Annotated in this window: 20 protein-coding genes and 1 tRNA gene; 12 read left to right on the top strand and 9 right to left on the bottom strand. The window is 68.2% G+C overall.

Going from position 1 to position 24705, the window contains the following annotated elements; translation table 11 throughout:
• Window positions 1-3972, top strand: a 3972-nt coding sequence (locus AC1DKV_RS14495) for a hybrid sensor histidine kinase/response regulator (protein ID WP_477137625.1), incomplete at its 5' end; no start/stop codon positions are given.
• Window positions 3973-4113: 141 nt separating this feature from the next.
• Here AC1DKV_RS14495 and AC1DKV_RS14490 read toward each other — a convergent pair.
• The 3 genes from AC1DKV_RS14490 to AC1DKV_RS14480 all read right to left on the bottom strand — a co-directional run bounded on the left by AC1DKV_RS14490 (window position 4114) and on the right by AC1DKV_RS14480 (window position 7304).
• The gene (locus AC1DKV_RS14490) at window positions 4114-5418 is read right to left on the bottom strand and encodes an MFS transporter (RefSeq protein ID WP_441612560.1); all 1305 of its coding nucleotides are present in this window, start codon (window positions 5416-5418) and stop codon (window positions 4114-4116) included.
• Window positions 5419-5632: 214 nt separating this feature from the next.
• The gene (locus AC1DKV_RS14485) at window positions 5633-5875 is read right to left on the bottom strand and encodes a hypothetical protein (RefSeq protein WP_441612559.1); all 243 of its coding nucleotides are present in this window, start codon (window positions 5873-5875) and stop codon (window positions 5633-5635) included.
• Complete coding sequence (locus AC1DKV_RS14480) at window positions 5868-7304, bottom strand: aldehyde dehydrogenase family protein (RefSeq protein WP_441612558.1); 1437 nt, start codon at window positions 7302-7304, stop codon at window positions 5868-5870. Before AC1DKV_RS14480 ends, AC1DKV_RS14485 begins: the two co-directional genes overlap by 8 nt.
• A gap of 210 nt (window positions 7305-7514) precedes the next feature.
• Here AC1DKV_RS14480 and ppa point away from each other — a divergent pair, with 210 nt between their 5' ends.
• Both ppa and AC1DKV_RS14470 read left to right on the top strand, forming a co-directional pair.
• On the top strand, window positions 7515-8042 hold the full coding sequence (gene ppa / locus AC1DKV_RS14475; protein WP_017228479.1) for an inorganic diphosphatase: 528 nt from the start codon (window positions 7515-7517) through the stop codon (window positions 8040-8042).
• 168 nt (window positions 8043-8210) lie between these two features.
• Window positions 8211-8792 (top strand): cytochrome b, encoded by a 582-nt coding sequence (locus AC1DKV_RS14470; RefSeq protein ID WP_441612557.1) that lies wholly within the window; start codon window positions 8211-8213, stop codon window positions 8790-8792.
• A 12-nt stretch (window positions 8793-8804) separates the two neighbouring features.
• Here AC1DKV_RS14470 and AC1DKV_RS14465 read toward each other — a convergent pair whose 3' ends face one another.
• Complete coding sequence (locus tag AC1DKV_RS14465) at window positions 8805-10076, bottom strand: GNAT family N-acetyltransferase (RefSeq protein ID WP_441612556.1); 1272 nt, start codon at window positions 10074-10076, stop codon at window positions 8805-8807.
• Between the two features lie 192 nt (window positions 10077-10268).
• Between AC1DKV_RS14465 and glnK the strand changes: the two genes are divergently transcribed.
• Window positions 10269-10607 (top strand): P-II family nitrogen regulator, encoded by a 339-nt coding sequence (gene glnK, locus AC1DKV_RS14460; protein ID WP_006162803.1) that lies wholly within the window; start codon window positions 10269-10271, stop codon window positions 10605-10607.
• Between the two features lie 437 nt (window positions 10608-11044).
• On the opposite strand, the gene AC1DKV_RS14455 is transcribed toward glnK, so the two are convergent.
• The 3 genes from AC1DKV_RS14455 to trxB form a co-directional block, all read right to left on the bottom strand.
• Window positions 11045-11686, bottom strand: coding sequence for a trimeric intracellular cation channel family protein (locus tag AC1DKV_RS14455; RefSeq protein WP_441612555.1), 642 nt, complete (start codon window positions 11684-11686; stop codon window positions 11045-11047).
• A gap of 13 nt (window positions 11687-11699) precedes the next feature.
• Window positions 11700-12374 carry a Smr/MutS family protein gene (locus AC1DKV_RS14450; RefSeq protein WP_441612554.1) on the bottom strand — a complete coding sequence of 225 codons (675 nt, stop codon included), beginning with the start codon at window positions 12372-12374 and terminating at the stop codon, window positions 11700-11702.
• 122 nt (window positions 12375-12496) lie between these two features.
• Complete coding sequence (trxB, locus tag AC1DKV_RS14445) at window positions 12497-13444, bottom strand: thioredoxin-disulfide reductase (protein ID WP_441612553.1); 948 nt, start codon at window positions 13442-13444, stop codon at window positions 12497-12499.
• 169 nt (window positions 13445-13613) lie between these two features.
• On the opposite strand from trxB, the gene AC1DKV_RS14440 reads away from it, so the two are divergent.
• From AC1DKV_RS14440 to AC1DKV_RS14430, 3 genes are all read left to right on the top strand, one after another.
• Window positions 13614-15941: a DNA translocase FtsK gene (locus tag AC1DKV_RS14440; protein ID WP_441612552.1), complete on the top strand. Its 2328-nt coding sequence runs from the start codon at window positions 13614-13616 to the stop codon at window positions 15939-15941.
• Window positions 15942-16088: 147 nt separating this feature from the next.
• Window positions 16089-16724 (top strand): outer membrane lipoprotein chaperone LolA, encoded by a 636-nt coding sequence (lolA, locus tag AC1DKV_RS14435; RefSeq protein WP_441612551.1) that lies wholly within the window; start codon window positions 16089-16091, stop codon window positions 16722-16724.
• An 8-nt stretch (window positions 16725-16732) separates the two neighbouring features.
• The gene (locus AC1DKV_RS14430; RefSeq protein WP_441612549.1) at window positions 16733-17155 is read left to right on the top strand and encodes a hypothetical protein; all 423 of its coding nucleotides are present in this window, start codon (window positions 16733-16735) and stop codon (window positions 17153-17155) included.
• Between the two features lie 53 nt (window positions 17156-17208).
• Here the strand turns inward: AC1DKV_RS14430 and AC1DKV_RS14425 are convergent, their stop codons facing one another.
• Window positions 17209-17880: a hypothetical protein gene (locus AC1DKV_RS14425; RefSeq protein WP_441612548.1), complete on the bottom strand. Its 672-nt coding sequence runs from the start codon at window positions 17878-17880 to the stop codon at window positions 17209-17211.
• 473 nt (window positions 17881-18353) lie between these two features.
• On the opposite strand from AC1DKV_RS14425, the gene AC1DKV_RS14420 reads away from it, so the two are divergent.
• The 5 genes from AC1DKV_RS14420 (at window position 18354) to AC1DKV_RS14400 (ending at window position 23450) form a co-directional block, all read left to right on the top strand.
• The gene (locus AC1DKV_RS14420; RefSeq protein WP_441612547.1) at window positions 18354-19709 is read left to right on the top strand and encodes a replication-associated recombination protein A; all 1356 of its coding nucleotides are present in this window, start codon (window positions 18354-18356) and stop codon (window positions 19707-19709) included.
• Window positions 19710-19865: 156 nt separating this feature from the next.
• On the top strand, window positions 19866-21179 hold the full coding sequence (gene serS / locus AC1DKV_RS14415; RefSeq protein WP_441612546.1) for a serine--tRNA ligase: 1314 nt from the start codon (window positions 19866-19868) through the stop codon (window positions 21177-21179).
• An 80-nt stretch (window positions 21180-21259) separates the two neighbouring features.
• Window positions 21260-21349 (top strand) — tRNA-Ser (locus tag AC1DKV_RS14410).
• Window positions 21350-21498: 149 nt separating this feature from the next.
• Window positions 21499-22362, top strand: a complete 864-nt coding sequence (locus tag AC1DKV_RS14405; RefSeq protein ID WP_441612545.1) for a DUF1653 domain-containing protein — start codon at window positions 21499-21501, stop codon at window positions 22360-22362.
• A gap of 17 nt (window positions 22363-22379) precedes the next feature.
• Complete coding sequence (locus AC1DKV_RS14400) at window positions 22380-23450, top strand: phosphatase PAP2 family protein (protein ID WP_441612544.1); 1071 nt, start codon at window positions 22380-22382, stop codon at window positions 23448-23450.
• Here the strand turns inward: AC1DKV_RS14400 and paeA are convergent.
• A complete protein-coding gene (gene paeA / locus AC1DKV_RS14395; protein ID WP_441612543.1) occupies window positions 23344-24657 on the bottom strand; it encodes a polyamine export protein PaeA in 1314 nt (437 codons plus the stop codon). The two genes, AC1DKV_RS14400 and paeA, sit on opposite strands and share 107 nt — an antisense overlap.
• Window positions 24658-24705 lie beyond the last annotated feature (48 nt).

Below are 24705 nucleotides of genomic sequence, written 5' to 3'. Positions count from 1 at the left end.
CCTGAGGTCAAGGCGCTGCGCACGGCGCTGCAGGCGCTCGGCGAACAAGCCGCCATTGACGACGCGGCCAGCCTGCGCCGCCATGCCAACGAGGCCACTACCCAGCTCAATGCCTGGCTGGCCGGCTCCCACGGCGCGGGAGAGCGCCTGGTGGTGGCCCTGGCCGATACGCTGCCGTCCGCCGAGGCGAGCCAGCCCGCCACGCCGGCGCCGCCGGCGGCGACGGACAGTGCCGCCATCGACGCCGAGCTGCTGGACATCTTCCTTACCGAAGCCGACGAAGTGCTGGGCGAGGTTGCCAGCGACCTGCGCGGCGGCTCGGCGGCGCTGGCCGATACCGATACCGTCAGCCGCCTGCGGCGCGCTTTCCATACGCTCAAGGGATCGAGCCGCATGGTGGGCCTGCACCGCTACGGCGAAGCGGCCTGGGCCATCGAGCAGGTGATGAACCTGTGGATCGCCGAGGCGCGCGGGCCGTCGAAGGCAGTGGTCGACCTGCTGCTGCGCGCGCACGACGAGCTGGCGGCATGGGTGACGGCGCTGCACGACAACCCGCTGGCCGCGCACGCGACCGCAGGCCTGCTGGCCGCGGCGCAAGCGGTGCGTGCCGGTGCGGACGCGGACGACGGACAGCAGGGACAGGATGGACAGGCGGGACAGGCACAGTCCGCGGCGCGCGAACCGGTGCGCGAGGCCGTGCAAGGCACCGCAGGCGAGGTGGCGAGCGAGATTGCGAACGAAGCAGAGAACCAGGCACCGGTCGATGCGTCGCTTAATGCGTCGGTCGCTGCGTCGGACGGCCTGCCCGCCGAGGCCACCGTCGCGGATGCCAAGGTCATTCCGTTCCGCTTCGCCAGCACGCCGGCCGAGCAGAGCGATCATTTCAAGCTGATCGGCCCGGTCCGCATCAGCTTGCCGCTCTACAACGTCTACCTGCAGGAAGCCGACGACCTGGTCCGCCAGTTCGCCACCGATGTCTCGGAATGGCACCACGAGGGCCGCCCGTGCCCGAGCGAACTGGCGCTGCGTGTTGCGCACACCCTGCAAGGCAGCGCCTCCACGGTAGGGCTCGAGCCGGTGCGTGCCATTGCCGAAGCGCTCGAACGCCTGATGCTGCAGCTTGGCGCGCATCCGGTGGCCATGCATCCCGGGGACTTCCGCTTGCTGGAGCAGGCGGTCGAGCGTGTACGCGGCATGCTGCACCAGTTCGCCGCGGGGATCTGGCCTGATGCCGACGAGGCGCTTTGCCGCAGCCTGGCCGAGCTCGGCGAGCGCGCCATGGTGCGCCCGCGCCTGGCGATGCCCGAGCCCGTCGGCCTGGCGCCGGAGGCGGAAGACGCGCCGGTCGCGCTGCTGTTCGGCAAGCTGCCGTCGGCGGCCGCTGCCGAGCCCGAGCAAGCTGGCGGGACGTCGCAGGCGCTTGCGAGCATTCCCTTTTCAGCTCCGGTGCTGGCTCCCCCCCTGGCGGCGCCGGAACCTGCGCCCGCCCCGGTGGCCGAACGCGCCGAGCAACCGCTCGATGCCGCGCTCGTCGAGATCTTCCTCGAAGAGGCGCATGGCAGCCTGCCCGAACTCGGCAAGCTGGTGCGCGGATGGGAAGCCGCCTCCGGTGATGGGCAGCACGCCAGCCACGCCGGCCTGATCCTGCGTGCACTTCATACGCTCAAGGGCAGTGCGCGCATGGCCGGTGCGATGGCGCTGGGCCAGGCCGCGCACGAGATGGAGACGCTGCTCGACGCCGCCGTGCGCGGTGACCGCGTCGGGCCGACGCTGTTCGTGCGCCTGTATGCCTGGTACGACCGCATCCTCGCGCATGGCGAGGCGCTGCAGGCCGGCCGTCTGCTGCCCGTGGACGATCCGGAGCTGGTCAATGCGACGGATGCCGGTAGCGACACCGTGGCGTCCGCGCCCGCCGACGCGCAGGCCGCGGACGCCGCGCCGCGCGCCCAGGCGCTGCCGCTGCCATTGAGCGTGGTGGGCGTGGGCACGCTGCCGCCCCAGCCTGCCGGTGGCGTGCCGGCCGTGGCCGACGCCGTCGAACGCCAGCGCGCGCTGGTGCGCGTGCAGGCGCGCACGCTCGACACGCTGATCACCGATGCCGGCGAAGTCGGCGCCACGCGCGCGCGGCTGGAGAGCGAGCTCGAAGCGCTGCGCAGCTATCTCGGTGAACTCAACGACAACGTGGGGCGCTTGCGTGGCCAGTTGCGCGAGATTGAAATCCAGGCAGAGTCTCAGATGGCTTCGCGCATCGCCGACGCCCAGCACAAGCAGGATTTCGACCCGCTCGAGTTCGACCGCTTCACACGCTTCCAGGAACTGACCCGGATGATGGCCGAGTCGGTCAACGACGTGGCCACGGTCGAGCAGAACCTGCAACGGGGTTTCGACCGTGCCGCGGGCGACCTCGATGCGCAGGCGCGTCTCACGCGCGGCCTGCAGCGCAGCCTGATGCAGGCGCGCATGGTGCAGTTCGACGCGCTGGCCGAGCGGCTATACCGCGTGGCGCGCCAGGCCGCCAGCGAGACCGGCAAGGAAGTGCGGCTGCTGATCAAGGGTGGCACCGTGGAGGTCGACCGCTCGGTGCTGGACCGCATGGCCGGCCCGATCGAACACCTGATCCGCAACGCGGTGGTGCACGGCATCGAATCCGCGCAGGCCCGCCGTGCGGCGGGCAAGCCGGCCACCGGGGCGCTTACCCTCGAAGTGCAGCAAGAAGGCAACGAGGTCGTGCTGCATTTCGTCGACGACGGTGGCGGCCTGGACCTGGCACGCATCCGTGCGCGCGCCATCGAGCGCGAGCTGCTGGCGCCGGACGACGACGCTGGCGAGGCTCGCCTGACCGAGCTGATCTTCTCGCCCGGCTTCAGCACCGCCGAGTCGGTCTCCGAACTCGCCGGCCGCGGCGTCGGCATGGACGTGGTGCGGGCCGAGACCGTGGCGCTGGGCGGGCGCATCGCGCTGTCCACGCAAGCCGGGCAGGGCACCCGCTTTACCGTGCACCTGCCCCTGACCACGGCGATCACGCAGGTGCTGCTGGTCACGCTGGGCGGGCGCCCGTTCGCTATCCCCAGCGGCATGATCGACCAGGTGCAGCAACTGCGCTCGCAGGGCCTGCTGGATGCCTATAACCGGGGCCGCCTCGACGCGCCCGGCGGCGAGGTACCGTTCCACTATTTCGGCACGCTCCTGGAAGAAGCCCCGGCGATCGCCGCGGGGCGCAAATACTCGCCCGTCGTGGTGGTGCGCAGCGGTGCCGAACGCATCGCCGTGCATATCGACGAAGTGATCGGCAACCGCGAAGTGGTGGTCAAGCACATCGGTCCGCACCTGGCACGCCTCGAAGGCATCGCCGGCGCCACCACGCTGGGCGACGGCGAGATCGTGCTGATCTACAACCCGGTCGTGCTGGCGCAGCGCTTCGTGCGCGAGCGCGGCGAACAGCCGCGCCTGACGGCGCCCGCGCTGGAGACGCAGGCGCGGCAGCCCGCGCTCGGCGCCGTGGCCGAGTTCGGCCAGGACGGCAGCGCGCCGGTGGCTGGCCTGGGCTCGCAGCCCACCATCATGGTGGTGGACGATTCGCTCACGGTGCGCAAGGTCTCGCATCGCCTGCTCACCCGCGCCGGCTACCAGGTCGTGCTGGCGCGCGACGGCGTGGACGCGCTGCGGCAGTTGCAGGAAGTGATGCCGGACGCCATGCTGGTGGATATCGAGATGCCGCATATGGATGGCTTCGACCTGACCCGCAATGTGCGCGCGGACGGCCGGACCGCGCATATGCCGCTGGTGATGATCACCTCGCGCACGGCGGAGAAGCACCGCCGCTATGCCGCCGAGATCGGCGTGAACGTCTACCTGGGCAAGCCGTACAACGAGGATGAACTGCTGACCACCTTGCACCACCTGCTGGGCGAGAGGGCGGCCGGGACGGCGGGTTCGGTGGCGGCAATGCTGGGGGAAAACACGGGGAGCTGACGGGGCGGCGCAGAGGCGCCTGCCCGACCCGGCAGCTTGCGCCCGGGCCGCTCGCAGTGCCCGACGATGGTCACGCCCTCTCCGCGCATGGGGAGAGGGGCGCAGGCCGCGGACATTGCATCCGCCGCCAGGCGCGTCGTCCTACTTGTTCACCATCTTCGCCGGCACCGACAAAGTCAGCGCGGCGCCAGCCACCAGGCAGGCGGCCAGCAGGTACATGCCCGAATCCGTGCTCTGCGTCAGATCCTTGAGCCAGCCCACCGCATACGGGCTGATGAAGCCAGCCAGGTTGCCCAGCGAATTGATCAGCGCGATTCCCGCAGCCGCTCCGGTACCTGCCAGGAAGGCTGTCGGCAGGCTCCAGAACAGCGGCAGCGTGGTCAGGATGCCGATGGTGGCCAGCGTGAGCCCGAGCAGGGCCAGCGTGGTATTGGCGTGCCAGTACACCGACAACAGCAAGCCGAGCGCGCCCAGCAGGGCGGGGATGGCGATATGCCAGCGGCGCTCGCGGCTGCGGTCGGCGCTGTAGGCCACCAGCACCATGCCGATCACCGCGCAGCCGTAGGGAATGGCGGTGAGCAGGCCGATGTCGAACGGGTTTTTCACGCCGGTCTGCTTGATGATGGTGGGCAGCCAGAAGCTGACGCCGTACAGCCCCATCACGAAGCAGAAATAGATCGCGCTCATCAGCCACACGCGCGGGCTGGTCAGCACCTGGCCGACCGGCGCGTCTTCCTTGTGCATGTCCTCGTTGGCGATATTGCGCTGGAGCAGCGCTTTCTCGTCGTCGCTGAGCCACTTGGCGTGGGCGATGCGGTCATCCAGGTAGGCCAGCACCAGCAGCCCCACCAGCACCGAGGGCACGCCTTCGATCAGGAACATCCACTGCCAGCCGGACCAGCCGTTGTGGCCGTCGAAGGCCTGCATCACCCAGCCCGACAGCGGGCCGCCGATCACGCCGGACAGGGCGATGGCGGTCATGAAGAAGGTGGTGGTGCGCCCGCGCCGGTGGGCCGGGTACCAGTAGGTCAGGTAGAGGATGATGCCGGGAAAGAAGCCCGCTTCCGCGATGCCCAGCAGGAAGCGCAGCACGTAGAACATGGTCGGGGTGGTGACAAACATCATCGCCCCCGAGATCAGTCCCCAGGTGATCATGATGCGTGCGATCCAGATGCGCGCGCCCACCTTGTGCAGGATGACGTTGCTCGGCACCTCGAACAGGAAGTAGCCGATGAAGAAGATGCCGGCGCCCAGCCCGTAGATGGTCTCGCTGAACTTGAGGTCGTTGAGCATCTGCAGCTTGGCGAAGCCCACGTTGACGCGGTCCAGGTAGGCCACGACGTAGCAAAGCAGCAGGAAGGGCACCAGGCGCCAGCTGACCTTGCGGTAGGTGGCGTCCTCGAAGGCGGTGCCTGCGGCACCGGGATGTACTGCGGTCGTTGTCATGCTGTCTCCTCTTGGATTTACTCTCTGTGATTGCACGAATACCGCGGGATGGGGCGCCGCCTGATGCGCGCGGCGCCGGGAAACTGGCCTGAAGGCTTGCCTTGCAGGCTGGTCGGGAAGGGACGCGACGCTGCTCTGGCCAGGCGTGCGGCCAGCGGGCCGTGCACCGTCACAAGGCGGCGCAACGACGCGAGAATCCCTTCCGGACGCGCTGCTAGTGGGCGAAGGGGCCGCGGCCGCGCAGGGCGTTGGCCGTCATCATCAATGCCAGCAGGAAAGGCAGCGCCACGTAGAGGCACCAGTGCACGCGGTCGCCCAGGGTGTCGCCCCACTTGCGCTTGAAGACCTGCAGGCGCGGCATGGCCGACGGGTTGGTGGCGCGCTTGTTTCTGACGTGCCACGCCATCCAGAAGAAGAAAATGGCGAAGGCGACCGACAGGAAGTTGATATTACCCATGTTGAATTGCGATGGTTTTCAGTGTGGTGAATCCGTACAGGGCCTCGAAGCCCTTTTCACGGCCGTAGCCTGACTGCCCGCTGCCGCCGAAGGGCAGTTCCACCCCGCCGCCGGCACCGTAGTTGTTGATAAAGACCTGGCCCGCGCGCAGCTTGTGCGCCAGCCTCAGCTGGCGCGCGCCGTCGCGCGTCCAGACGCCGGCGACCAGGCCGTAGGGCGTGCCGTTGGCCAGGGCAATGGCTTCGGCCTCGGTGTCGAAGGGCGTCGCCGCCAGCAGCGGGCCGAAGACTTCTTCCTGCGCCAGCCGGTGCGAGGGGGGCACGTCGCGGAACAACATCGGCACCTGGTAGTAGCCGGATTCCGGCGCTTCGGCCACGATCTGGCCCTGCGCCATGGCGGCGATGCCGGCATGCTGCGCGTCGGAGACGAAATCCCATACGCGTTGCTGCTGCTTGCGGCTGATCAGCGGGCCGCATTCCAGGTCCAGCGCCGACGGCCCCACGCGCAAGGACTCGAACACCGTGGCAAGGCGGTCGAGCACGGCGTTGTAGAGCGGGCGCTCCACCAGCACGCGGCTGCCCGCCGAGCAGGTCTGGCCGGCGTTCTGCACGATGCCGTTGACGATGACCGGCACCAGTGCGTCGAGGTCGGCATCGGCGAATACGATCTGGGGCGACTTGCCGCCGAGTTCCAGCGTCACCGGGACGTGGTTCTCGGCTGCCATCTGCGCGATCAGCTTGCCGGTCTGCGGCGAACCGGTGAAGGAGATGTGGTTGATGCCGGGATGGCGCGCCAGCGCGGCGCCGGCTTCATGGCCGTAGCCGGTGACGATGTTCAGTGCGCCCTCGGGCAGGCCGGCCTCGGCGGCCAGTTCCGCCACGCGCAGCAGCGACAGGCAGGCATCCTCGGCGGGCTTTACCACGCAGGCATTGCCGGTGGCGAGCGCCGCGCCGACACTGCGCCCGAAGATCTGCAGCGGGTAGTTCCACGGGATGATGTGGCCGGTCACGCCATGCGGCTCGCGCACCGTCAGCACGGTGTAGCCGGGCTGGTAGGGAATGGTCTGGCCGTGCAGCTTGTCGACCGCGCCGGCATAGAACTCGAAGTAGCGCGCCACGGCGCGCGCATCGGCGGCGGCCTGGCGCAGGGGCTTGCCGGTGTCGCGCGCTTCCAGCGCTGCCAGTTCGGCCTCGTGCTCGATCAGGATCAGCGCCACGCGGTTGAGCAGGCGCACGCGCTCGGCCGGCGCCATGGCGCCCCAGGTGCCCTCGGCGGCCTGGCGGGCGGCACGGACGGCCACATTGATGTCGACGGCGTTGCCGCGCGCGATCTCGGCGAAGGGTTCGCCGCTGGAGGGGTCGAAGACCTTGATGCGCATGCCGGAATCCGGCGCGATCAGGCGGTTGGCAACGAAATGCTGGGCATGCATTGGTGGGGCTCCGGCTGGATGCGACTGCCGCCGGGTGGCTGGCGGTGCGCCTGTCGATGCGTGGTTCGGACAATTCGCCATTATCACTCACCGCGCGAGACGCGCAAGGCACGCGCGGCGCGCAAGACGTCGGGGCCGGGTCAGCTCCGGGTCAGCTTTGACCCGTTATAATGCCCGCCATCCACAAACACAGGCATCTGGAGAACTCGCATGAGCTTCAACCTCGTCTCCCCGGGCAAGGACATCCCCAACGATTTCAACGTCATCATCGAGATCTCCGCCCAGAGCGATCCGGTGAAGTACGAGGCCGACAAGGAAACCGGCCTGCTGTTCGTCGACCGTTTCATCGGCACCGGCATGCGCTATCCGGCCAACTACGGCTTCATCCCCCAGACCCTGTCGGGCGACGGCGACCCCGTCGACGTGCTGGTGCTGTCGCCGTTCCCGATCCTGGCCGGCGCGGTAGTGCGCTGCCGCGCGCTGGGCATGCTGAAGATGACCGACGAGTCCGGCGTGGATGCCAAGCTGGTCGCCGTGCCCCTGGACAAGCTGTCGCCGGCCACCGCCTTCATGAAGGGCCTGTCGGACGTGCCGCAGAACCTGCTGGACCAGATCAAGCACTTCTTTGAGAACTACAAGGCGCTCGAAGCCGGCAAGTGGGTCAAGGTCGAAGGCTGGGCCGGCATCGAGGAAGCCCACAAGGAAATCACCGACGGCGTGGCGAACTACAAGAAGTAAGCCCTGCCACCGGCGCGGCACCGGCGGCCATGCGTGCATGGCCGTTTCCGGTACCGGACCCAACCCGCTGCGGCGGGTTTTTTTGTCGCCGTGGCCTTGATCAGGGCCAAGTACGGCTCGGTGCCGCCAAGTTAAGCTTCAGGCATATACCAGACGGAGCCTTGTCCCATGAACGCGATCTCCCCCACCTCGGCGTTGCCCGCGGCACGGCGCTATGCCGCTCCTGCCCTGTTCTTCCACTGGGCTGTCTTCCTGCTGATTGCCGTCGCCTATGCTGCGATCGAGCTGAAGGGCTTCACGGCACGCGGCAGCGCCGCCCGCTTCGCGGCCATGGCAGCGCACGAATGGGCCGGCGTGCTGGTGCTGGCGCTGGCTGTTCCCCGCCTGCTGTGGCGCCTGCTGCGCGGCGCGCCGGCACCCGAACCCGGCCCGCGCTGGATGCGGCTGGCGGGCGCCGCCATGCACCTGGTGCTCTACCTGTTTATCTTCGCGCAGCCGCTGCTAGGCCTGCTGACGGTCAATGCCGCCGGCCACGTGCTGGCGCTGCCGGCGCTGGGCCTGGAAGTGCCTGCGCTGATCGCGCCGGATCCGGCCCTCAAGGGCACGTTCAAGGAGATCCACGAGACCCTCGGCACCGCCTTCTACACCGTGATCGGGCTGCATGCGCTGGCGGCGCTGTTCCACCATTACATGCTCGGCGACGACACGCTGCGGCGTATGTGGCGCAGGCGCGCAGGCCTGGCCCGCTAGCGCCCGTCGGCCTCAGCCGCGGGCGAACGGCGTACGGTCGTTGAGTTCGTCGAGATAGGCGTCGATGCCCTGGCGCTCGCGCTCCAGGAAGCGCTCGACCGCATCGGCAAAGGACGGATGCGCCAGCCAGTGGGCCGAGCGCGTCGCCACCGGCAGGAAGCCCCGCGCCATCTTGTGCTCCCCCTGGGCGCCGCCCTCGAAGGTGCGGATGCCTTCGGCGATGCAGAATTCCAGCGGCTGGTAGTAGGCGGTTTCGAAATGCAGGCAGGGATGGTGTTCGAGCGCGCCCCAGTAGCGCCCGAACAGCGCGCTGCGGGCCGGGTCGGCATCGTAGACCACCAGCGAGGCGGCGATCGGCTTGTCTTCGCGCTCGGCTATCACCAGAAGCAGGTTCTCCGGCATTGCCGCGCCGATGCGCAGGAAGAAGTCCAGGTTCAGGTAGGGCGTGGAATGGTGTTCGCGGTAGGTCTGGCGATAGCAGCGATGGAAGAAGCGCCAGGCCTGTTCGTCGATTTCGTGGCCGCGCAGCTGGTGCAGGCTGATGCCGGCCTCTGCCACGCGGCGCCGCTCGGCGCGGATGTTCTTGCGCTTCTTCTGCGACAGCGTGGCCAGGAAGGCCTCGAAGCTCTCGTAGCCGGGGTTGGTCCAGTGGAACTGCACGCCATGGCGCATCAGCATGCCGGCGCCGTCCATCAGCGCGGCCTCGTCCTCGTCCGGGAACAGCACATGCAGCGAAGACAGCTGGCTCTGCTCGGCCAGCGCCAGCGCCGTCCGGAGCAGCAGGCGGCGCTCGCCTTCGTCGCGCGCCAGCAGGCGCGCGCCCTGCACCGGGGTGAACGGGATCGCGCACAGCAGCTTGGGATAGTAGGGCAGGCGGTGCTGGGCGTAGGCGTCGGCCCAGGCCCAGTCGAACACATATTCCCCATAAGAGTGCGACTTGGCGTATAGCGGCATGGCGGCGGCGAGGCGTTCGCCGTCCTGGCTGCCACCATCGTCATGCGCCGCCCACAGGGTCAGGTAGCGCGGGCTCCAGCCGGTTTCGTCGCAGGCGCTGCCGCTGGCGTGCAGGGCATGCAGGAAGGCGTGGCGCAGGAACGGCGTGGCGCCGGGCTGGGCGGATACCAGGCGGTCCCATTCGGCCGCCGGGATCTCCGCCAGATCGGAAACGATCTGCGTGCGATAATCCCCCGTCCGCCTGGGTTCCTGTCCGTCTTGTGCCGAAGCCGCCCCCGTGGCGCCGCCGGCGGGATGGTCCGGGCCGGGCTTGCAAGATTCCGACTGCATTGCGCTAGATTCACTCACCATTTTGCCTGCCGGCCGAGTCTACCGGAAACGGGCGGGTGGTGCAGCGCGGCATGCGGGTGGCCGGCAAGGCCGGGCGAGTTGGCCGGAGCGCCGTGGTGCGCCAGCCAACACCCCCGTCCCGGCCGCCGGGCTAGAATCTCTCACTAACCAACGACAAGACAAGGGGCCAACATGAAGCAGATTACCGCCATCATCAAACCGTTCAAGCTGGACGAAGTGCGCGAGGCGCTGGCAGACGTGGGCGTCACCGGGCTGACGGTTACCGAGGTGAAAGGCTTTGGCCGCCAGAAGGGGCATACGGAGCTGTACCGTGGCGCCGAGTACGTGGTCGACTTCCTGCCCAAGATCAAGATCGAGGTGGTGGTGGCCGAGAACCAGCTCGACACCGTGCTGGACGCCATCGTCAAGGCCGCCCACACCGGCAAGATCGGCGACGGCAAGATCTTCGTGACCGAGATCGAGCGTGTCATCCGCATCCGCACCGGCGAGCAGGACGAAGCCGCGGTCTGAGTTCACGGGGTTGAGCTCGAGGGTGTCTTTGGCGTGTGTGCTTCAAAGTCAAAGGCTTTCGCGCCCCCGGCGCGACCTACTTTCTTTTGTCCGAAAAGAAAGTAGGCCAAGAAAGCGGACTGCCTTGCCGGCAGGGGCAGAAACGTTGGGGTTTCTGGTGTTTCTGGTTTCGGGGTGGGGCCTTTGGTTCTGCTTTGTTCCGCCGGTACCGGTGCGGGCGGCCACTGATCTGCGGATGTCGTTGGTTTCGGGGTCAGGCCTATGATGGCGGGCGCACTGCCTGTTCGGGCATCTGCCGTTACCGGCGCTGGCCGCTACGACATAGCGCCCTCATGGTTTCGTGGTGGGCGTGGTGGACGGTGCACTGGTGTCAGCAGTTTAAGTCCGGCCGCGGGGCGCAGGCGCATCGGGCCGGCACGGTTCGAAGTTGACGCCCCTTAGCTCGGCAGCTTCCAGCCGAAGCGCACCGACAGCAGGCGCGTCGCCGTGATGGTGATCGCGCCCGCCAGCAGCGCCACTTCCTGGTCGGCCCGCAGCCAGGTCAGGCCGATATAGACCCAGCAGCCCACGAAGGCGCAGGTGGCGTAGGGCGAGCGGTCGCGCAGGATCATCGGCACCTCGTTGCACAGCACGTCGCGCACCACGCCGCCGAACACCGAAGAGATGATGCCCATCATGACCGCGACGGTCGGGGTCATCTGCGCCACCAGCGCCAGCGAGGTGCCGGTGACCGAGAACAGCCCCAGGCCGATCGCGTCGGCCGTGATCATGGTGCGCTCGGAGGCCACGCGGCTGACCACCCGCAGCACCAGCGAGGCGCTCAGCGAGAGCAGGAAGATCAGGATCACGTAGCCTTCGTGGTCGACCCAGTAGAAGGGCCGCCGGTCGAGCAGCACGTCGCGCACCGTGCCGCCGCCGAAGGCCGTGGCGAACGCCACCACGAAGGTGCCCACGGCATCGAAGCGCTGCTTGCGCGCATCGACCACGCCGGAGATGGCGAAGGCCAGCACGCCCGTGACTTCCATCACATGCAGGATGAGGGGCAACCGCCCCATCAGGAGATCGAGCGGCAGGTGCATCGTGCGCGCGCGATCAGGCGTGCGGCTGGCGCAGCAGCACCATCAGCGCGCCGGCACCGCCTTCGGCGCCGCGCGCCTGCACGAATGCCAGCACTTCTTCCTTCTGCACCAGCCAGCTGCGCACCTTGCCCTTGAGCACGGGGGTCTTGTCCGGCGAGCCGTTGCCCTTGCCGTGGATCACGCGCACGCAGCGCACGCCACGCTTGACCGAGCGCCGCACGAACTCGGCCAGCGCCTCGCGCGCCTCGTCGCTGCGCAGGCCGTGCAGGTCGATCTTGTCCTGCGGCACCCATTCTCCGCGGCGCAGCTTCTTTACCACGTCGATGCCGATGCCGGGGCGGCGGAACGACAGCGTCTCGTCGGTATCGAGCAGGTTTTCGACGTCGAATTCGTCGGAAAGCGACGCGGCCAGCACGGCCTTGTCGTCGAGCTGGGTCTGCACCGGCACGGGCGCGGGATGCTTCGGCGCGGGCGTGACGCGGTTGCGGTCGCGCAGCGTGTTGACGTTGCCCACGCTGCTGCGGAACACATCGGCCTCCTCGCGGGCGCGCTGCGCCGCTGCCTCGGCTTCGCGGCGCTCGGCTTCGCGTCGCTCGGTGTCGGCCTTGAGGGAATCGCGCAGGCCGGACAGGTTGGTCAGGTCGAAACGCTTGGGCTGGCTGGCGGGTTTCTTGGCGCCATGCGGCATGGGGGCTTCTCCGGAAGGCTCGGGCTGGTCTCGGGGTGATTATAGGGGAGGCGGGGTAAACGGAAAAAGGGCGCCGGCAAGCCGCCGGCGCCCCCTTGCTGGTGCGCCTGCCGGCGCGCAGCTTACTGCAGCGCTTCCACGTAGCGCTGCGCGTCGAGCGCCGCCATGCAGCCGGTGCCGGCGCTGGTGATGGCCTGGCGGTAGACGTGATCCTGCACGTCGCCCGCGGCGAACACGCCCGGGATGCTGGTGGCGGTGGCATCGCCGGCCAGGCCGGTCTTGGTCACGATGTAGCCGTTGTGCATGTCGAGCTGCCCTTCGAACAGGTCCGTATTGGGCTTGTGGCCGATGGCAATGAACACGCCCGCCAGCTTGAGCTCTTCCACCTTGTCGGTCTGCGTGCTGCGCACCTTGAGGCCGGTCACGCCGGAATCATCGCCCACCACCTCGTCCAGCACGGTGTTGTAGCGGATTTCGATACGGCCTTCCTTCTCGCGCTGGCGCAGGCGGTCGACCAGGATCGGCTCGGCACGGAACTTGTCGCGGCGGTGCAGAAGGGTGACCTTGCTGGCGATATGCGACAGGTAGAGGGCTTCTTCCACGGCGGTGTTGCCGCCGCCGACCACGGCGACTTCCTGGTTCTTGTAGAAGAAACCATCGCAGGTGGCGCAGGCCGACACGCCGCGGCCCATGAAGCTCTCTTCGGAGGGCAGGCCAAGGTACTGGGCCGAGGCGCCGGTGGCGATGATCAGCGAGTCGCAAGTGTATTCGCCGGCATCGCCGACCAGGCGGATCGGGCGCTCCGTCAGCTTGGCCGTGTGGATGTGATCGAAGATGATTTCGGTGTTGAAGCGCTCGGCATGCTCCAGGAAGCGCTGCATCAGTTCCGGGCCTTGCACGCCGTTGGCGTCGGCGGGCCAGTTTTCCACGTCGGTAGTGGTCATCAGCTGGCCGCCCTGGGCCAGGCCGGTGATCAGCACGGGCTGCAGGTTGGCGCGGGCCGCGTAGACGGCGGCGGTATAGCCGGCGGGGCCGGAACCGAGAATCAGCACTTTTGCGTGTTTGGCCATGATGCTTTCCTGTGGCCGGTGCACCTTGCTGCGCACCAGCATGAATCGAAACCAGCATTATAAGTGGACCGGCGTTTGCTCACTGTTGCAAATTCCAATGAGAGCGATAGCCCCGGCCAAGGTTAAAATGGCCGCCACGACAACCCTTAGACGGCAACCCAGACCAGGCATGGCCCGAGCTACCACCACCACCCGTACCGACCCATCCGCGCTGCCTTCGCGCATCGGCAAGCTGCTGGGCGAGGTGCGCTGGTTCCTGCTGCTGGCTGTCACACTGGCCTTCGTCTGCATCCTGGCCAGCTACAGCAAGGCCGATCCCGGCTGGTCGCACGCCAACCAGGTAGCCGATATCCACAACCTGGGCGGCCGCGTGGGCGCCTGGCTGGCCGACGTGCTGTTCTTCGTCTTCGGCTTTTCCGCCTACTGGTGGGCGGTGCTGCTGGTGCGGCGCTGCTGGCGCGGCTGGCGCGCCCTGACCGCCGAGCTGCCCGAGCGCACCAGCGAGGCGCGCCAGGGCCTGGTGGTGAGCTGGATCGGCTTCGGCCTGGCGCTGACCGCCAGCATGGGGCTGGAGGCCATCCGCATGTATCCGCTGCGCTCGGCGCTGCCGCGCGCCCCGGGCGGCGTGCTGGGCGACCTGCTGGGCGGCTGGATGCAGATGGCGCTGGGCTTCACCGGCGCCACGCTGCTGCTGCTGATGACGCTGGCCATCGGCCTGTCGCTGTTCTTCCATTTCTCGTGGCTGTCGGTGGCCGAGCATATCGGCGGCTTCGTCGAGAACCTCTTCCTCGGTTTCAAGGCGCGCCGCGAAAGCAAGCAGGACCGCATCATCGGCGAGGCCGCCAAGGTCGAGCGCACCGAGACCGTGGAAGTGCAGCGGGTCAAGATCGAGGAGGCGGTGCCGGTGCAGATCGTGCGCCCGCAGGCCGTGCCCAAGCACGAGCGCGTGGAGCGCGAAAAGCAGCAGCCGCTGTTCGCCGATATCCAGGACTCCGACCTGCCGCCGCTGGCGCTGCTCGACCCGATCCCGGCGCACCAGGAAACCGTGAGCGCCGAAACGCTCGAATTCACCTCGCGCCTGATCGAGAAGAAGCTCAAGGACTTCGGCGTCGAGGTCAAGGTGGTGGCGGCCTATCCGGGCCCGGTCATCACCCGCTACGAGATCGAGCCGGCCACCGGCGTCAAGGGCAGCCAGGTGGTCAACCTGGCGCGCGACCTGGCGCGTTCGCTGTCGCTGGTGTCGATCCGCGTGGTCGAGACCATTCCCGGCAAGAACTACATGGGGCTGGAGCTGCCCAATCCCAAGCGCCAGACCGTGCGGCTGTCCGAGATCCTCGGCTCGCAGGTCTACAACGAAAGCGCGTCGATGCTGACCATGGCGCTCGGCAAGGACATCGCCGGCAAGCCGATGGTGGCCGACCTGGCCAAGATGCCGCACTGCATGGTGGCCGGCACCACGGGCTCGGGCAAGTCGGTCGGCATCAACGCCATGATCCTGTCGCTGCTGTACAAGGCCAAGGCCGAGTCGGTGCGGCTGATCCTGATCGACCCCAAGATGCTTGAAATGAGCGTCTACGAGGGCATCCCGCACTTGCTGTGCCCGGTGGTCACCGACATGCGCCAGGCCGGCAACGCGCTGAACTGGTCGGTCGGCGAGATGGAGCGGCGCTACAAGCTGATGAGCAAGCTCGGCGTGCGCAACCTGGCCGGCTACAACAAGAAGATCGACGAAGCCGCCGCGCGCGAGGAGAAGATCCCCAACCCGTTCAGCCTGACCCCGGACGCGCCCGAGCCGCTCGACAAGCTGCCGGTCATCGTCATCGTCATCGACGAGCTGGCCGACCTGATGATGGTGGTGGGCAAGAAGGTGGAAGAGCTGATCGCGCGCATCGCGCAGAAGGCGCGCGCCGCCGGCATCCACCTGGTGCTGGCCACGCAGCGCCCGTCCGTGGACGTCATCACCGGGCTGATCAAGGCCAACGTGCCGACCCGCATCGCCTTCCAGGTCAGCAGCAAGATCGATTCGCGCACCATCCTCGACCAGCAGGGCGCGGAGGCGCTGCTCGGCATGGGTGACATGCTGTACCTCGCGCCCGGCACCGGGCTGCCGATCCGCGTGCACGGCGCCTTTGTCTCCGACGAAGAAGTGCACCGCGTGGTGGATAAGCTCAAGGAGGGCGGCGAAGCCAACTATATCGAGGGCATCCTCGAAGGCGGGCTGGCCGAGGGTGATGCCGGCGGCGACAGCATGGGTGGCGGCGCCGGTATCGGCGGTGGCGGCGGCGAAGCCGATCCGCTCTACGACCAGGCCGTCGAAGTGGTGCTGAAGAACCGCCGGGCCTCGATCTCGCTGGTCCAGCGCCACCTGCGCATCGGCTACAACCGCGCCGCCCGCCTGCTCGAGGACATGGAGAAGTCCGGGCTGGTCTCGGCCATGTCGGGCAACGGCAACCGGGACATCCTGGCCCAGCCGGGGGCCGCGCGCGAAGACGACTGAGGCGGCGCGGGTAATATGCACTTGGGTAACATGCAGTTACGCAAGATGCACCCGGTTGCGGAATCCGCGCCGCGCCTGCCGCTCTAACCGTTCATGCGGCGCCGTCGCCCCGGCGCGGCGGCACCTCCACCAAGCAAGGACAAATACATGCGAAACCGCTTTCTCGTGTCGGCATGCGCCGCCTTGGTCATGTCGCTGGCAGTGCCGGCGGCCATGGCGGCCGGCGTCGACCAGCTCCAGAGCTTCGTCGCCAGCGTCAAGAGCGCGCGCGGCGAATTCACCCAGCGCCAGGTCAAGGGGCAGGGCGACAGCCTCAAGGTCACCGGCACCTCCAGCGGCACCTTCGCCTTCGCGCGCCCGGGCAAGTTCACGTGGCGCTATATCAAGCCCTACGACCAGCTACTGCAGGCCGATGGCCAGACGCTCTACATCTACGACAAGGACCTGAACCAGGTCACCGAGCGCAAGCTCGACGGGGCGCTGGGCTCGAGCCCGGCGGCGATCCTGTTCGGCAGCAATGACCTGGAGAAGAACTTCGTGGTGAAGAACGGTCCGGCGCGCGACGGCGTGGAGTGGATCGAACTGACGCCGAAGGCCAAGGACACGCAGTTCGAGCGCATCGGCATCGGCTTCAAGAGCGGCAACCTGGAAGCGATGGAGCTGCGCGACGCGTTCGGCAACACCACGCTGCTGACCTTCAGCGCGATGCAGAAGAATCCCTCGCTGCCCGCCGATACGTTCCGGTTCACGGTGCCCAAGGGTGCCGATGTGATGAAGCAATGAGGCGACGCATGCATACCGTTCTTTCTTTCCGGCCGGCCCTGCGCCGCGCGGGCGCCAGCGTCGGCGCGGCAGCGGCCATGCTGCTCGCGGCCTGCGCCGGTCCTGGCGGCGCCAGCAAGCATTTCGATGTCGATGCGTTCCTGCGGGCCTCCGACACGGCCTTGCCCGAAGTGCTCTCCAACCCCGATTTCCTCTCCGCCACGCAGGCGCCGGCCAACGATTGCGCCGTGCTGCTGCAATCGGTCAGCAGCGGCGTGCTGGAAGGCTTGCCGGCGACCGGCAGCGGGCGCGGTCCGGCCTGGCTGCTGCATCCGGCCGGCGCGCCGGACAAGGTGTGGCTGGTGGTGAGCAAGGCCAGCGGCGAGCGGACCTGCCATGGCCCGTTGCCGGCCGATGCGATGAAAGCCCTGGCGGCGCGCGCCGGCGGCTGAGGCAGGGCGGGCGGCTCACGGCGGCAGAAGATGGCGGCGCGAGCCGCCATTTTTCATGGCTTGGGCGCGGGCTTCGGCCTGGGCTTCGTGCTGCCGGGCGCGGCTGCCTTGCCATCTTCCACGGGTCGGAAGCGCAGCTTGGCGCCGCGTTCCTTGTGGCGCTCGAACATCAGCTTCAGTTGCTCGCGCCGCCGCACATGCATATGGCCAACGGTGCCGTCGGCATAGGGCAGTTTGGCAATCACGCCGCCTGCCGTGTGCTTGGCCAGCAGTTCGTCGAGCGCCTGCCGTGCGCGCACCTGCGCCTGGAGCAGCGCGTCGGCCGGATTGGCGCGCGCGCGCGTCAGGTCGTACGGCAGCTGCACCGGGCCGGCCAGCTGGCGCAGCATGGCGCGGATCTCGGGGCTGTCGAGTTTCGCTTCGTGCAGTATCCAGGCCGCGTCGTGGCGCAGCCACGGCTCGGGGTCGCGCAACTTGCGCAGCAGCGCCTGGCGCAGGTCTGCCTGGCGGTAGCCGTGGGCACGCCGTACCGCGTTCAGCGCGATGCGCCTGACGTGGCCGTTGCCGTGCTCGAACAGGTCCGCCACCAGGCGTTCCACCATGCCGGGCTTTTCGATCTGCTCGGCGATCTGGCCGGCGAGGGCGATCTCGTCCACTGCGCTGATCCGCTCATGCGCGGACATCCGGCTCAGCTTGAACACGAGCATGCGGTAACGAAGCTGCATAACACTCCCTGGAGACCAGAAAACGCTGCGGAACGCGCGCCGGGCAGGATTGCGCCCGGCACGGTCATGGTGCGGCGCGAAGCGGGCCGGTGGCGGCGGGGACCGGTTGACGCGCAAAACGGCGCGTGCGAGAGGGGAGGCCTCGGGCTAAAGGAATATCGGCACGGCGGTCCCCGACTTTAGCGCCCGGCCATGGGACTACCTGCCGAACTTCACGGCGATCGGCTATGCCATGCCCTTGTCGGGCGGGCGCCGTGAGCGCCTGGCGCACGCGCGTCGGCAGCGAGCGCGCCGGCGTGCTGGAGGCCTTCGTGCGCAACGAGCGCGCGCCAAGGTGGGGCGTTCCAGGGCGTCCCGGAGAGCTGCGCCAGGGGGGGTCGCCCGGGCCGCCTGCCGCGATGGTCTACACTGTCGGGTTCCGGGGCGCCGCGGCCCGCCGTGCGCGCCCGCCCTGACCATGAGGCCTGATTACCGTGGCGGACACGCTGTTCTCCGAAGCTCCCGACCGTTCCCAGCAACCGCTGGCCGAGCGCCTGCGCCCGCGCAATATCGACGAGGTCATCGGCCAGCAGCACCTGCTGGGCGCCGGCAAGCCGCTGCGCGTGGCCTTTGCCTCCGGCGAGCCGCATTCCATGATCCTGTGGGGTCCGCCCGGCGTGGGCAAGACCACGCTGGCGCGGCTCATGGCCACCGCCTTCGACGCCGAGTTCATCGCGCTGTCGGCGGTGCTGTCCGGCGTCAAGGATATCCGCGAGGCGGTGGAGCGGGCCGAGCAATACCGTGCCCACGGCCGCCGCACGCTGGTGTTCGTCGACGAAGTGCACCGCTTCAACAAGAGCCAGCAGGATGCCTTCCTGCCGCACGTGGAAAGCGGGCTGTTCACCTTTATCGGCGCCACCACCGAGAACCCCTCGTTCGAGGTCAATGGCGCCTTGCTGTCGCGCGCCGCCGTCTACGTGCTCAAGAGCCTCGACGATGCGGAGCTGACGCAACTGGCCCGGCGCGCCAGCGAGGAACTGGGTGGCCTGCAATGGGAGGACGAGGCACTGGCGCTGACCGTGGCTTCTGCCGACGGCGACGGCCGCAAGCTGCTCAACAATATCGAGATCGTGGCGCGCGCCGCGCGCAATGCCGGCGCCGTCATCGTCGACACTGCGCTGCTCGGCAGCGCCCTGTCGGAAAACCTGCGCCGCTTCGACAAGGGCGGCGATGCCTTCTACGACCAGATCAGCGCGCTGCACAAGTCGGTGCGCGGCTCCGATCCGGATGCCACGCTCTACTGGTTCTGCCGCATGCTCGACGGCGGCGCGGACCCGCGTTATCTCGCCCGCCGCATCGTGCGCATGGCATGGGAAGACATCGGCCTGGCCGATCCGCGTGCCGCCCGCATCACGCTCGACGCGGCCGAGACCTACGAGCGCCTGGGTTCGCCCGAAGGGGAGCTCGCGCTGGCCCAGGCCCTGGTGTACCTGGCGGTGGCGCCGAAGTCCAATGCGGGCTACAACGCCTACAACGCGGCGCGCGCCTTCGTCGCCAAGGACAAGTCGCGCGGCGTGCCGGTGCACCTGCGCAACGCGCCGACCAAGCTGATGAAGGAACTCGGCCACGGCCACGCCTACCGCTATGCGCATGACGAGCCGGAGGCCTACGCCGCCGGCGAACATTATTTCCCGGACGACCTCAAGCGCCAGGGCTGGTACCAGCCCACCCCGCGCGGGCTGGAGGGCAAGATCGCCGACAAGCTGCGGCATCTGCGCGATCTGGACGCGCAGTGGCTGCGCCAGCAGGGCAAAGGCAAGGGCAAGGACGGCGACGGCGGGGCGCAGTAAGGCGTCGGCGCCGGCACCGGGCCGGCTGTCCCGCGGAACAGCGGCCGTGCGGCCGGCCTGTTCCGCGCCGGCCGGATCGGCGTGCCGCCCGGCCGGTGCAGTAAAATGGCGGGTCCGCCGGCATGTCGCTGGCCCAGCACCCTCCACACAAGCAACATGCTAGACATCCAGCTGTTCCGCAAAGACATCGACGCCGTGGCGCAACGCCTTGCCGCACGCGGTTTCCAACTCGACGTAGCGGCCTTCCAGGCACTCGAAGCCGAGCGCAAGCAACTGCAGACCCAGACCGAGGAACTGCAGGCGCGCCGCAACAGCCTGTCCAAGCAGATCGGCATGCTCAAGGGCAAGGGCGAGGACGCCTCGGCCGTGATGGCGGAAGTCGGCGGCATCGGCGACGCGCTCAAGGCCTCGGCCGCGCGCCTGGAGGAGATCCAGGCCCAGTTGTCCGAGCTCATGCTGGCCATTCCCAACCTGCCGCACGAAAGCGTGCCGGTGGGCCGCGACGAAAGCGAGAACGTGGAAGTGCGCCGTGTCGGCACGCCGCGCAGCTTCGATTTCGCGGTGAAGGACCATGTCGACGTGGGCGAACGCCTCGGGCTCGATTTCGAGACCGCGACCAAGGTCACCGGCTCGCGCTTCGCCATGCTGCGCGGCGGCGTCGCGCGCATGCACCGTGCGCTGGTGCAGCTGATGCTGGACACGCACACGCTCGAGCACGGCTATACCGAGATGTACGTGCCGTACATCGTCAATGCCGCCTCCATGCGCGGCACCGGCCAGTTGCCCAAGTTCGAGGAAGACCTGTTCAAGGTGCCGCGCAAGGTTGGCGGCGAGAGCAGCGAAGGTGGCGAGCGCACCGAGAACTTCTACCTGATCCCCACCGCCGAGGTGCCGCTGACCAATATCGTGCGCGACGCCATCGTGGCCGGCGACGATCTGCCGCTGCGCTTCGTCGCCCACACGCCTTGCTTCCGCTCGGAAGCCGGCTCCTACGGCCGCGACACGCGCGGCATGATCCGCCAGCACCAGTTCGACAAGGTGGAACTTGTGCAGGTGGTGACGCCCGAGCAATCGTTCGATGCGCTCGAGCAGCTCACCGGCCACGCCGAGGCCATCCTCAAGAAGCTCGACCTGCCGTACCGCACCATCGTGCTGTGCACCGGCGACATGGGCTTCGGCAGCACCAAGACCTACGACCTGGAGGTGTGGATCCCCGCGCAGAACACCTATCGCGAGATCAGCTCCTGCTCGAACATGGGCGACTTCCAGGCGCGCCGCATGCAGGCCCGCTTCCGCGCGGGGCAGGGCAAGCCGGAACTGCTGCACACGCTCAACGGCTCCGGCCTGGCCGTGGGCCGCACGCTGGTGGCGATCCTGGAGAACTACCAGAACGCCGATGGCTCGCTGACGGTGCCGGCCGCGCTGCAGCCGTATCTGGGCGGCCTGACGCGCCTCGAACCCGAAGCGTAAATTTTCTCGCGCAAAGGGCTTGCGGTCGTGATGGACTTCACCCTATAATCTTGTTCTTCGCGACACGCGACCAAGTTACCGGAGAGGTGGCAGAGTGGTCGAATGTACCTGACTCGAAATCAGGCGTACCGGCGACGGTACCGTGGGTTCGAATCCCACCCTCTCCGCCAGCAGTAAGCAAAACCCCACGATTCCTCACCGGATCGTGGGGTTTTTGCTTTGGGGCAGCGCCCGGCATTCCGGCGAAGGCCAGGGCGCGATGCCGCGCGAACGATGCCCTATCATGTCGTTGCACCGAACCGGACCGCCTCTCCTCTCCATGACCCAGCCTGCTTCCCCATCTTCCAGTCCCGCCCACGCCGGCACGCCCGACGACTTCCTGCCGGGCATGCCATACCGCCATTACAAGGGCGGCGCCTATGCCATCGCGGGGCTCGGTCGTATCGAATCGGACCTCTCGCGCGTGGTGGTGTACGAGTCGATGCGCGACCGCACCGAATTGTGGGTGCGGCCGCTGGACGTCTTCACCGAAGCCGTGGCGACGCCGCAAGGCACGCAGCCGCGCTTCGCGCCGGACTGGCCGGTGGCGCTGGCCTGCCTGGATTTCCTGCCGCGCGCGGCGGTGCTGCAGGTGCTGGCCTGCTACGACGCCCCGTATCGTCGCTATCACGACCGCCGGCATGTGCTCGAGATGTTCGAGGTGGCGCAGGCGCGCGGTATCGCGCTCTCGCCTGCGCAGGCGCTGGCGGTGCTGTTCCATGACGCGGTCTATGTGCCGGGATGCGAGCACAACGAGGCCGCCTCGGCGGCGCTGATCGAGACCATGGCCAGCGGCGTGGAGGCGCAGGCGATGGCGCTGGCCGCGCGCATCGTGATGGATACCTGCGGGCATCATGCCTCGGTACCGGAATCGGGGGTCGTGCTGGACCTGGACCTCCATCGCCTGGCCGCGCTGCAGCCGCAATTCGATGGCTATACCGACGCCGTGTTCGAGGAGAACCGCGCCTTGCTGGCCAATCGTTCCGGCTTGTCCGGCGAGCCCTTGCATGCGGCGTTCCTGCAGCGACGCATTGCCTTCCTGCAGGCGATGGCCCGGCGCGACCGCCTCTTCCTCACCCCGGCCTTTGCCGATTGCGAGGCGCCCGCGCGCGCCAATATCGCGCGCATGGCCGCGGCGGGCTGAATCCGGTGGAGGCTGCCATGGTCGCCGCTCCTGCTCCCTGGCTGACACCGGGCACCGCGCTGGGCGTGGTAGGCCTGCTGGCCGTGTTCGCGCTGCTGGCGCTGTGCGTGGTGCGCGGCCTGCTGCTGGCGATCCGGCCGCTGGTGCGCCGGCTCGACGGCGCTCGCCTGCGCGGGCGCGAAGCGCTGCGCGCGCGATCCGCGCACGCATGGCCGCGCGTGGCGCGCCTGCTGGAGCGCGATATCGCCGAGCTGCTCCTGCTGGTCCTGGCCGGCGTGCTGCTGCTGGCCTGCGGCGCCGCGCTGCTGTGGCTGGGCACGTCGATCGCGCACGGCGCGCCGCTGGTGCGGCTCGACCACGCCGTGTTCGCGCAGTTGCGCGCGTGGCAGCAGGACTGGCTCGATACGGCCATGGTGGCCATCACCGAGCTCGGCGGCGCGCGCGTTTCCGTGGCGGTGGGGGTGACGGTGTTCGCATGGCTGGCGTGGCGTCGGGCCTGGGTGGCCGCCGCTTACTGGGTGGGCGCGCTGGTGGGCGCGCGCGCCTGCGTGATGGTGCTCAAGCTGGTGCTGGAGCGCAGCCGCCCGGCCAGCATCTACGGCGGCCTGGAGTCGTTTTCGTTTCCCAGCGGCCACGCCACCAGCAGCATGGTGACCTACGGCTTCCTGGCCTTCCTGCTGTGCCTGCGCCAGCCGTGGCGCATACGCATGCCGGTGGTGGCGCTGACGGCGGTCGCGGTGACGCTGATCTGCCTGTCGCGGCTGTACCTGGGCATGCACTGGCTGTCGGACGTGCTGGCCGGCTGCGCGCTGGGTCTTGCCTGGATCGTGCTGCTGGGTTGCGCATACCTGACGCTGCACGCGCCGGAGCGCCTGGCGCCGCTGCGCCTGGGCGCGGCCGCCGCGGCCGCGGTGCTGGTGGTGGGGACGTGGATCCTGGTGTTCCAGCTCGCCGGGACGGTGGAGCGCTACCGCCGCGCGCTCACGGCTGGAACGGCGCCGCCGGCGGCAGCTTCGAAACCAGGAGCTGGTCGATCTTGTGATGGTCGATGTCCAGCACTTCAAAGCGATAGCCCGCCACCTCGATGAATTCCGACTTCTTCGGGATGCGCTTGAGCGAGTAGATTACCAGCCCGGCGGCGGTGTCGACATAGTCCTCGCCGGGCAGCTCGTCGAGCTCCAGCGCCTTCTTCAGGTCCACCAGCGGCGTCACGCCGTCCACCAGCCACGAGCCGTCGTCGCGCCGCACGATCTGTTCGTCTTCGCTCGAGTAGATGATGTTGCCCATCAGCGCGCCGACGATATCGTCCAGCGTGACGATGCCCACCACCAGCCCGTACTCGTTCATCACCACCGCGAAGCTCTGGTGCATCTCGCGAAAGCGCGTGAGCGCCTCGGTGAGGGTCAGCGTGTCGGGGATCACCAGCACGTTCTTGTCGTGGTGCTTGCCGATATTGCCGATGTTGCCGATCACGCCGGTGGAATCGTCGGCCAGGAACATCTGCAGGATGTCCTTCGAATCGATGTAGCCCAGCACGTCGTCGAGGTTGTGCCCGCACACCGGGTACTGCGCATGCGGATGGTTGACTAGCTTGCGGCGCAGGCTGTCGGCGGGCTCGTCCAGGCCGATGTAGACCACATCGTCGCGCGGCGTCATCACCGCGGTGACGTTCTTGGCGTCCAGTTCGAACACGTTTTCGATCAGGTGGATCTCGTGCTTGTGCAGCACGCCGGCTTCCGCGCCGGCGTCCACCATGGCGGCGATGTCTTCCGATGTGATCTGGTCGATCTGCTTGGTGGGCAGGCCGAACATGCGCAGGGTGGCGTCGGCCGTGGCGTTGAACACCCAGACCAGCGGCTTGAAGATCTTGATCATGGTCAGCATGGGCCCGATCACCAGCAGCGCGCAGGGCTCGGGGAAGCTCATGGCGATACGCTTGGGGATCAGGTCGGCGAACTGGATGAACAGCAGCGTGACCACCAGGAAGGAACCGACGTTGGCGATCTGCCCGGCGACCGGCGCCTCGAAGTAGGGCAGCAGCGCCGAGTGCAGCAGGTCGGACACGTGCTTCTCGCCGACGATACCGGCGAGGATGGCCACGCTGTTGACGCCGATCTGCACGATGGTGAAGAAATTGCCGGGCTCCTCCTTGAGCAGCATGATCTTGGTGGCGCGGCGGTCGCCGCGCTCGGACAGCGTCTGCAGCTTGGTGCGGCGCGATGCGGTCAGCGCGATCTCGGAAGTCGAGAAGAAGGCGCTGACCAGGATGAGCAGAAGCAGGATTAGGGCAAACATAGGACTCGGGAAGCACCAGATGGGCGCCTCAGGCGCTCTGATAATGGT

This window comes from Cupriavidus sp. 05T41, assembly GCF_056396525.1.
Note: the sequence above shows the minus strand (reverse complement) of the source record. Positions and strands in the feature narration are given on the sequence as shown.

Coding starts and splice junctions, on each gene's coding strand:
- AC1DKV_RS14490 (WP_441612560.1), bottom strand. CDS start 5,418: ATGACAACGACCGCAGTACATCCCGGTGCCGCAGGCACCGCCTTCGAG.
- AC1DKV_RS14485 (WP_441612559.1), bottom strand. CDS start 5,875: ATGGGTAATATCAACTTCCTGTCGGTCGCCTTCGCCATTTTCTTCTTC.
- AC1DKV_RS14480 (WP_441612558.1), bottom strand. CDS start 7,304: ATGCATGCCCAGCATTTCGTTGCCAACCGCCTGATCGCGCCGGATTCC.
- ppa (WP_017228479.1), top strand. CDS start 7,515: ATGAGCTTCAACCTCGTCTCCCCGGGCAAGGACATCCCCAACGATTTC.
- AC1DKV_RS14470 (WP_441612557.1), top strand. CDS start 8,211: ATGAACGCGATCTCCCCCACCTCGGCGTTGCCCGCGGCACGGCGCTAT.
- AC1DKV_RS14465 (WP_441612556.1), bottom strand. CDS start 10,076: ATGCAGTCGGAATCTTGCAAGCCCGGCCCGGACCATCCCGCCGGCGGC.
- glnK (WP_006162803.1), top strand. CDS start 10,269: ATGAAGCAGATTACCGCCATCATCAAACCGTTCAAGCTGGACGAAGTG.
- AC1DKV_RS14455 (WP_441612555.1), bottom strand. CDS start 11,686: ATGCACCTGCCGCTCGATCTCCTGATGGGGCGGTTGCCCCTCATCCTG.
- AC1DKV_RS14450 (WP_441612554.1), bottom strand. CDS start 12,374: ATGCCGCATGGCGCCAAGAAACCCGCCAGCCAGCCCAAGCGTTTCGAC.
- trxB (WP_441612553.1), bottom strand. CDS start 13,444: ATGGCCAAACACGCAAAAGTGCTGATTCTCGGTTCCGGCCCCGCCGGC.
- AC1DKV_RS14440 (WP_441612552.1), top strand. CDS start 13,614: ATGGCCCGAGCTACCACCACCACCCGTACCGACCCATCCGCGCTGCCT.
- lolA (WP_441612551.1), top strand. CDS start 16,089: ATGCGAAACCGCTTTCTCGTGTCGGCATGCGCCGCCTTGGTCATGTCG.
- AC1DKV_RS14430 (WP_441612549.1), top strand. CDS start 16,733: ATGCATACCGTTCTTTCTTTCCGGCCGGCCCTGCGCCGCGCGGGCGCC.
- AC1DKV_RS14425 (WP_441612548.1), bottom strand. CDS start 17,880: ATGCAGCTTCGTTACCGCATGCTCGTGTTCAAGCTGAGCCGGATGTCC.
- serS (WP_441612546.1), top strand. CDS start 19,866: ATGCTAGACATCCAGCTGTTCCGCAAAGACATCGACGCCGTGGCGCAA.
- AC1DKV_RS14405 (WP_441612545.1), top strand. CDS start 21,499: ATGACCCAGCCTGCTTCCCCATCTTCCAGTCCCGCCCACGCCGGCACG.
- AC1DKV_RS14400 (WP_441612544.1), top strand. CDS start 22,380: ATGGTCGCCGCTCCTGCTCCCTGGCTGACACCGGGCACCGCGCTGGGC.
- paeA (WP_441612543.1), bottom strand. CDS start 24,657: ATGTTTGCCCTAATCCTGCTTCTGCTCATCCTGGTCAGCGCCTTCTTC.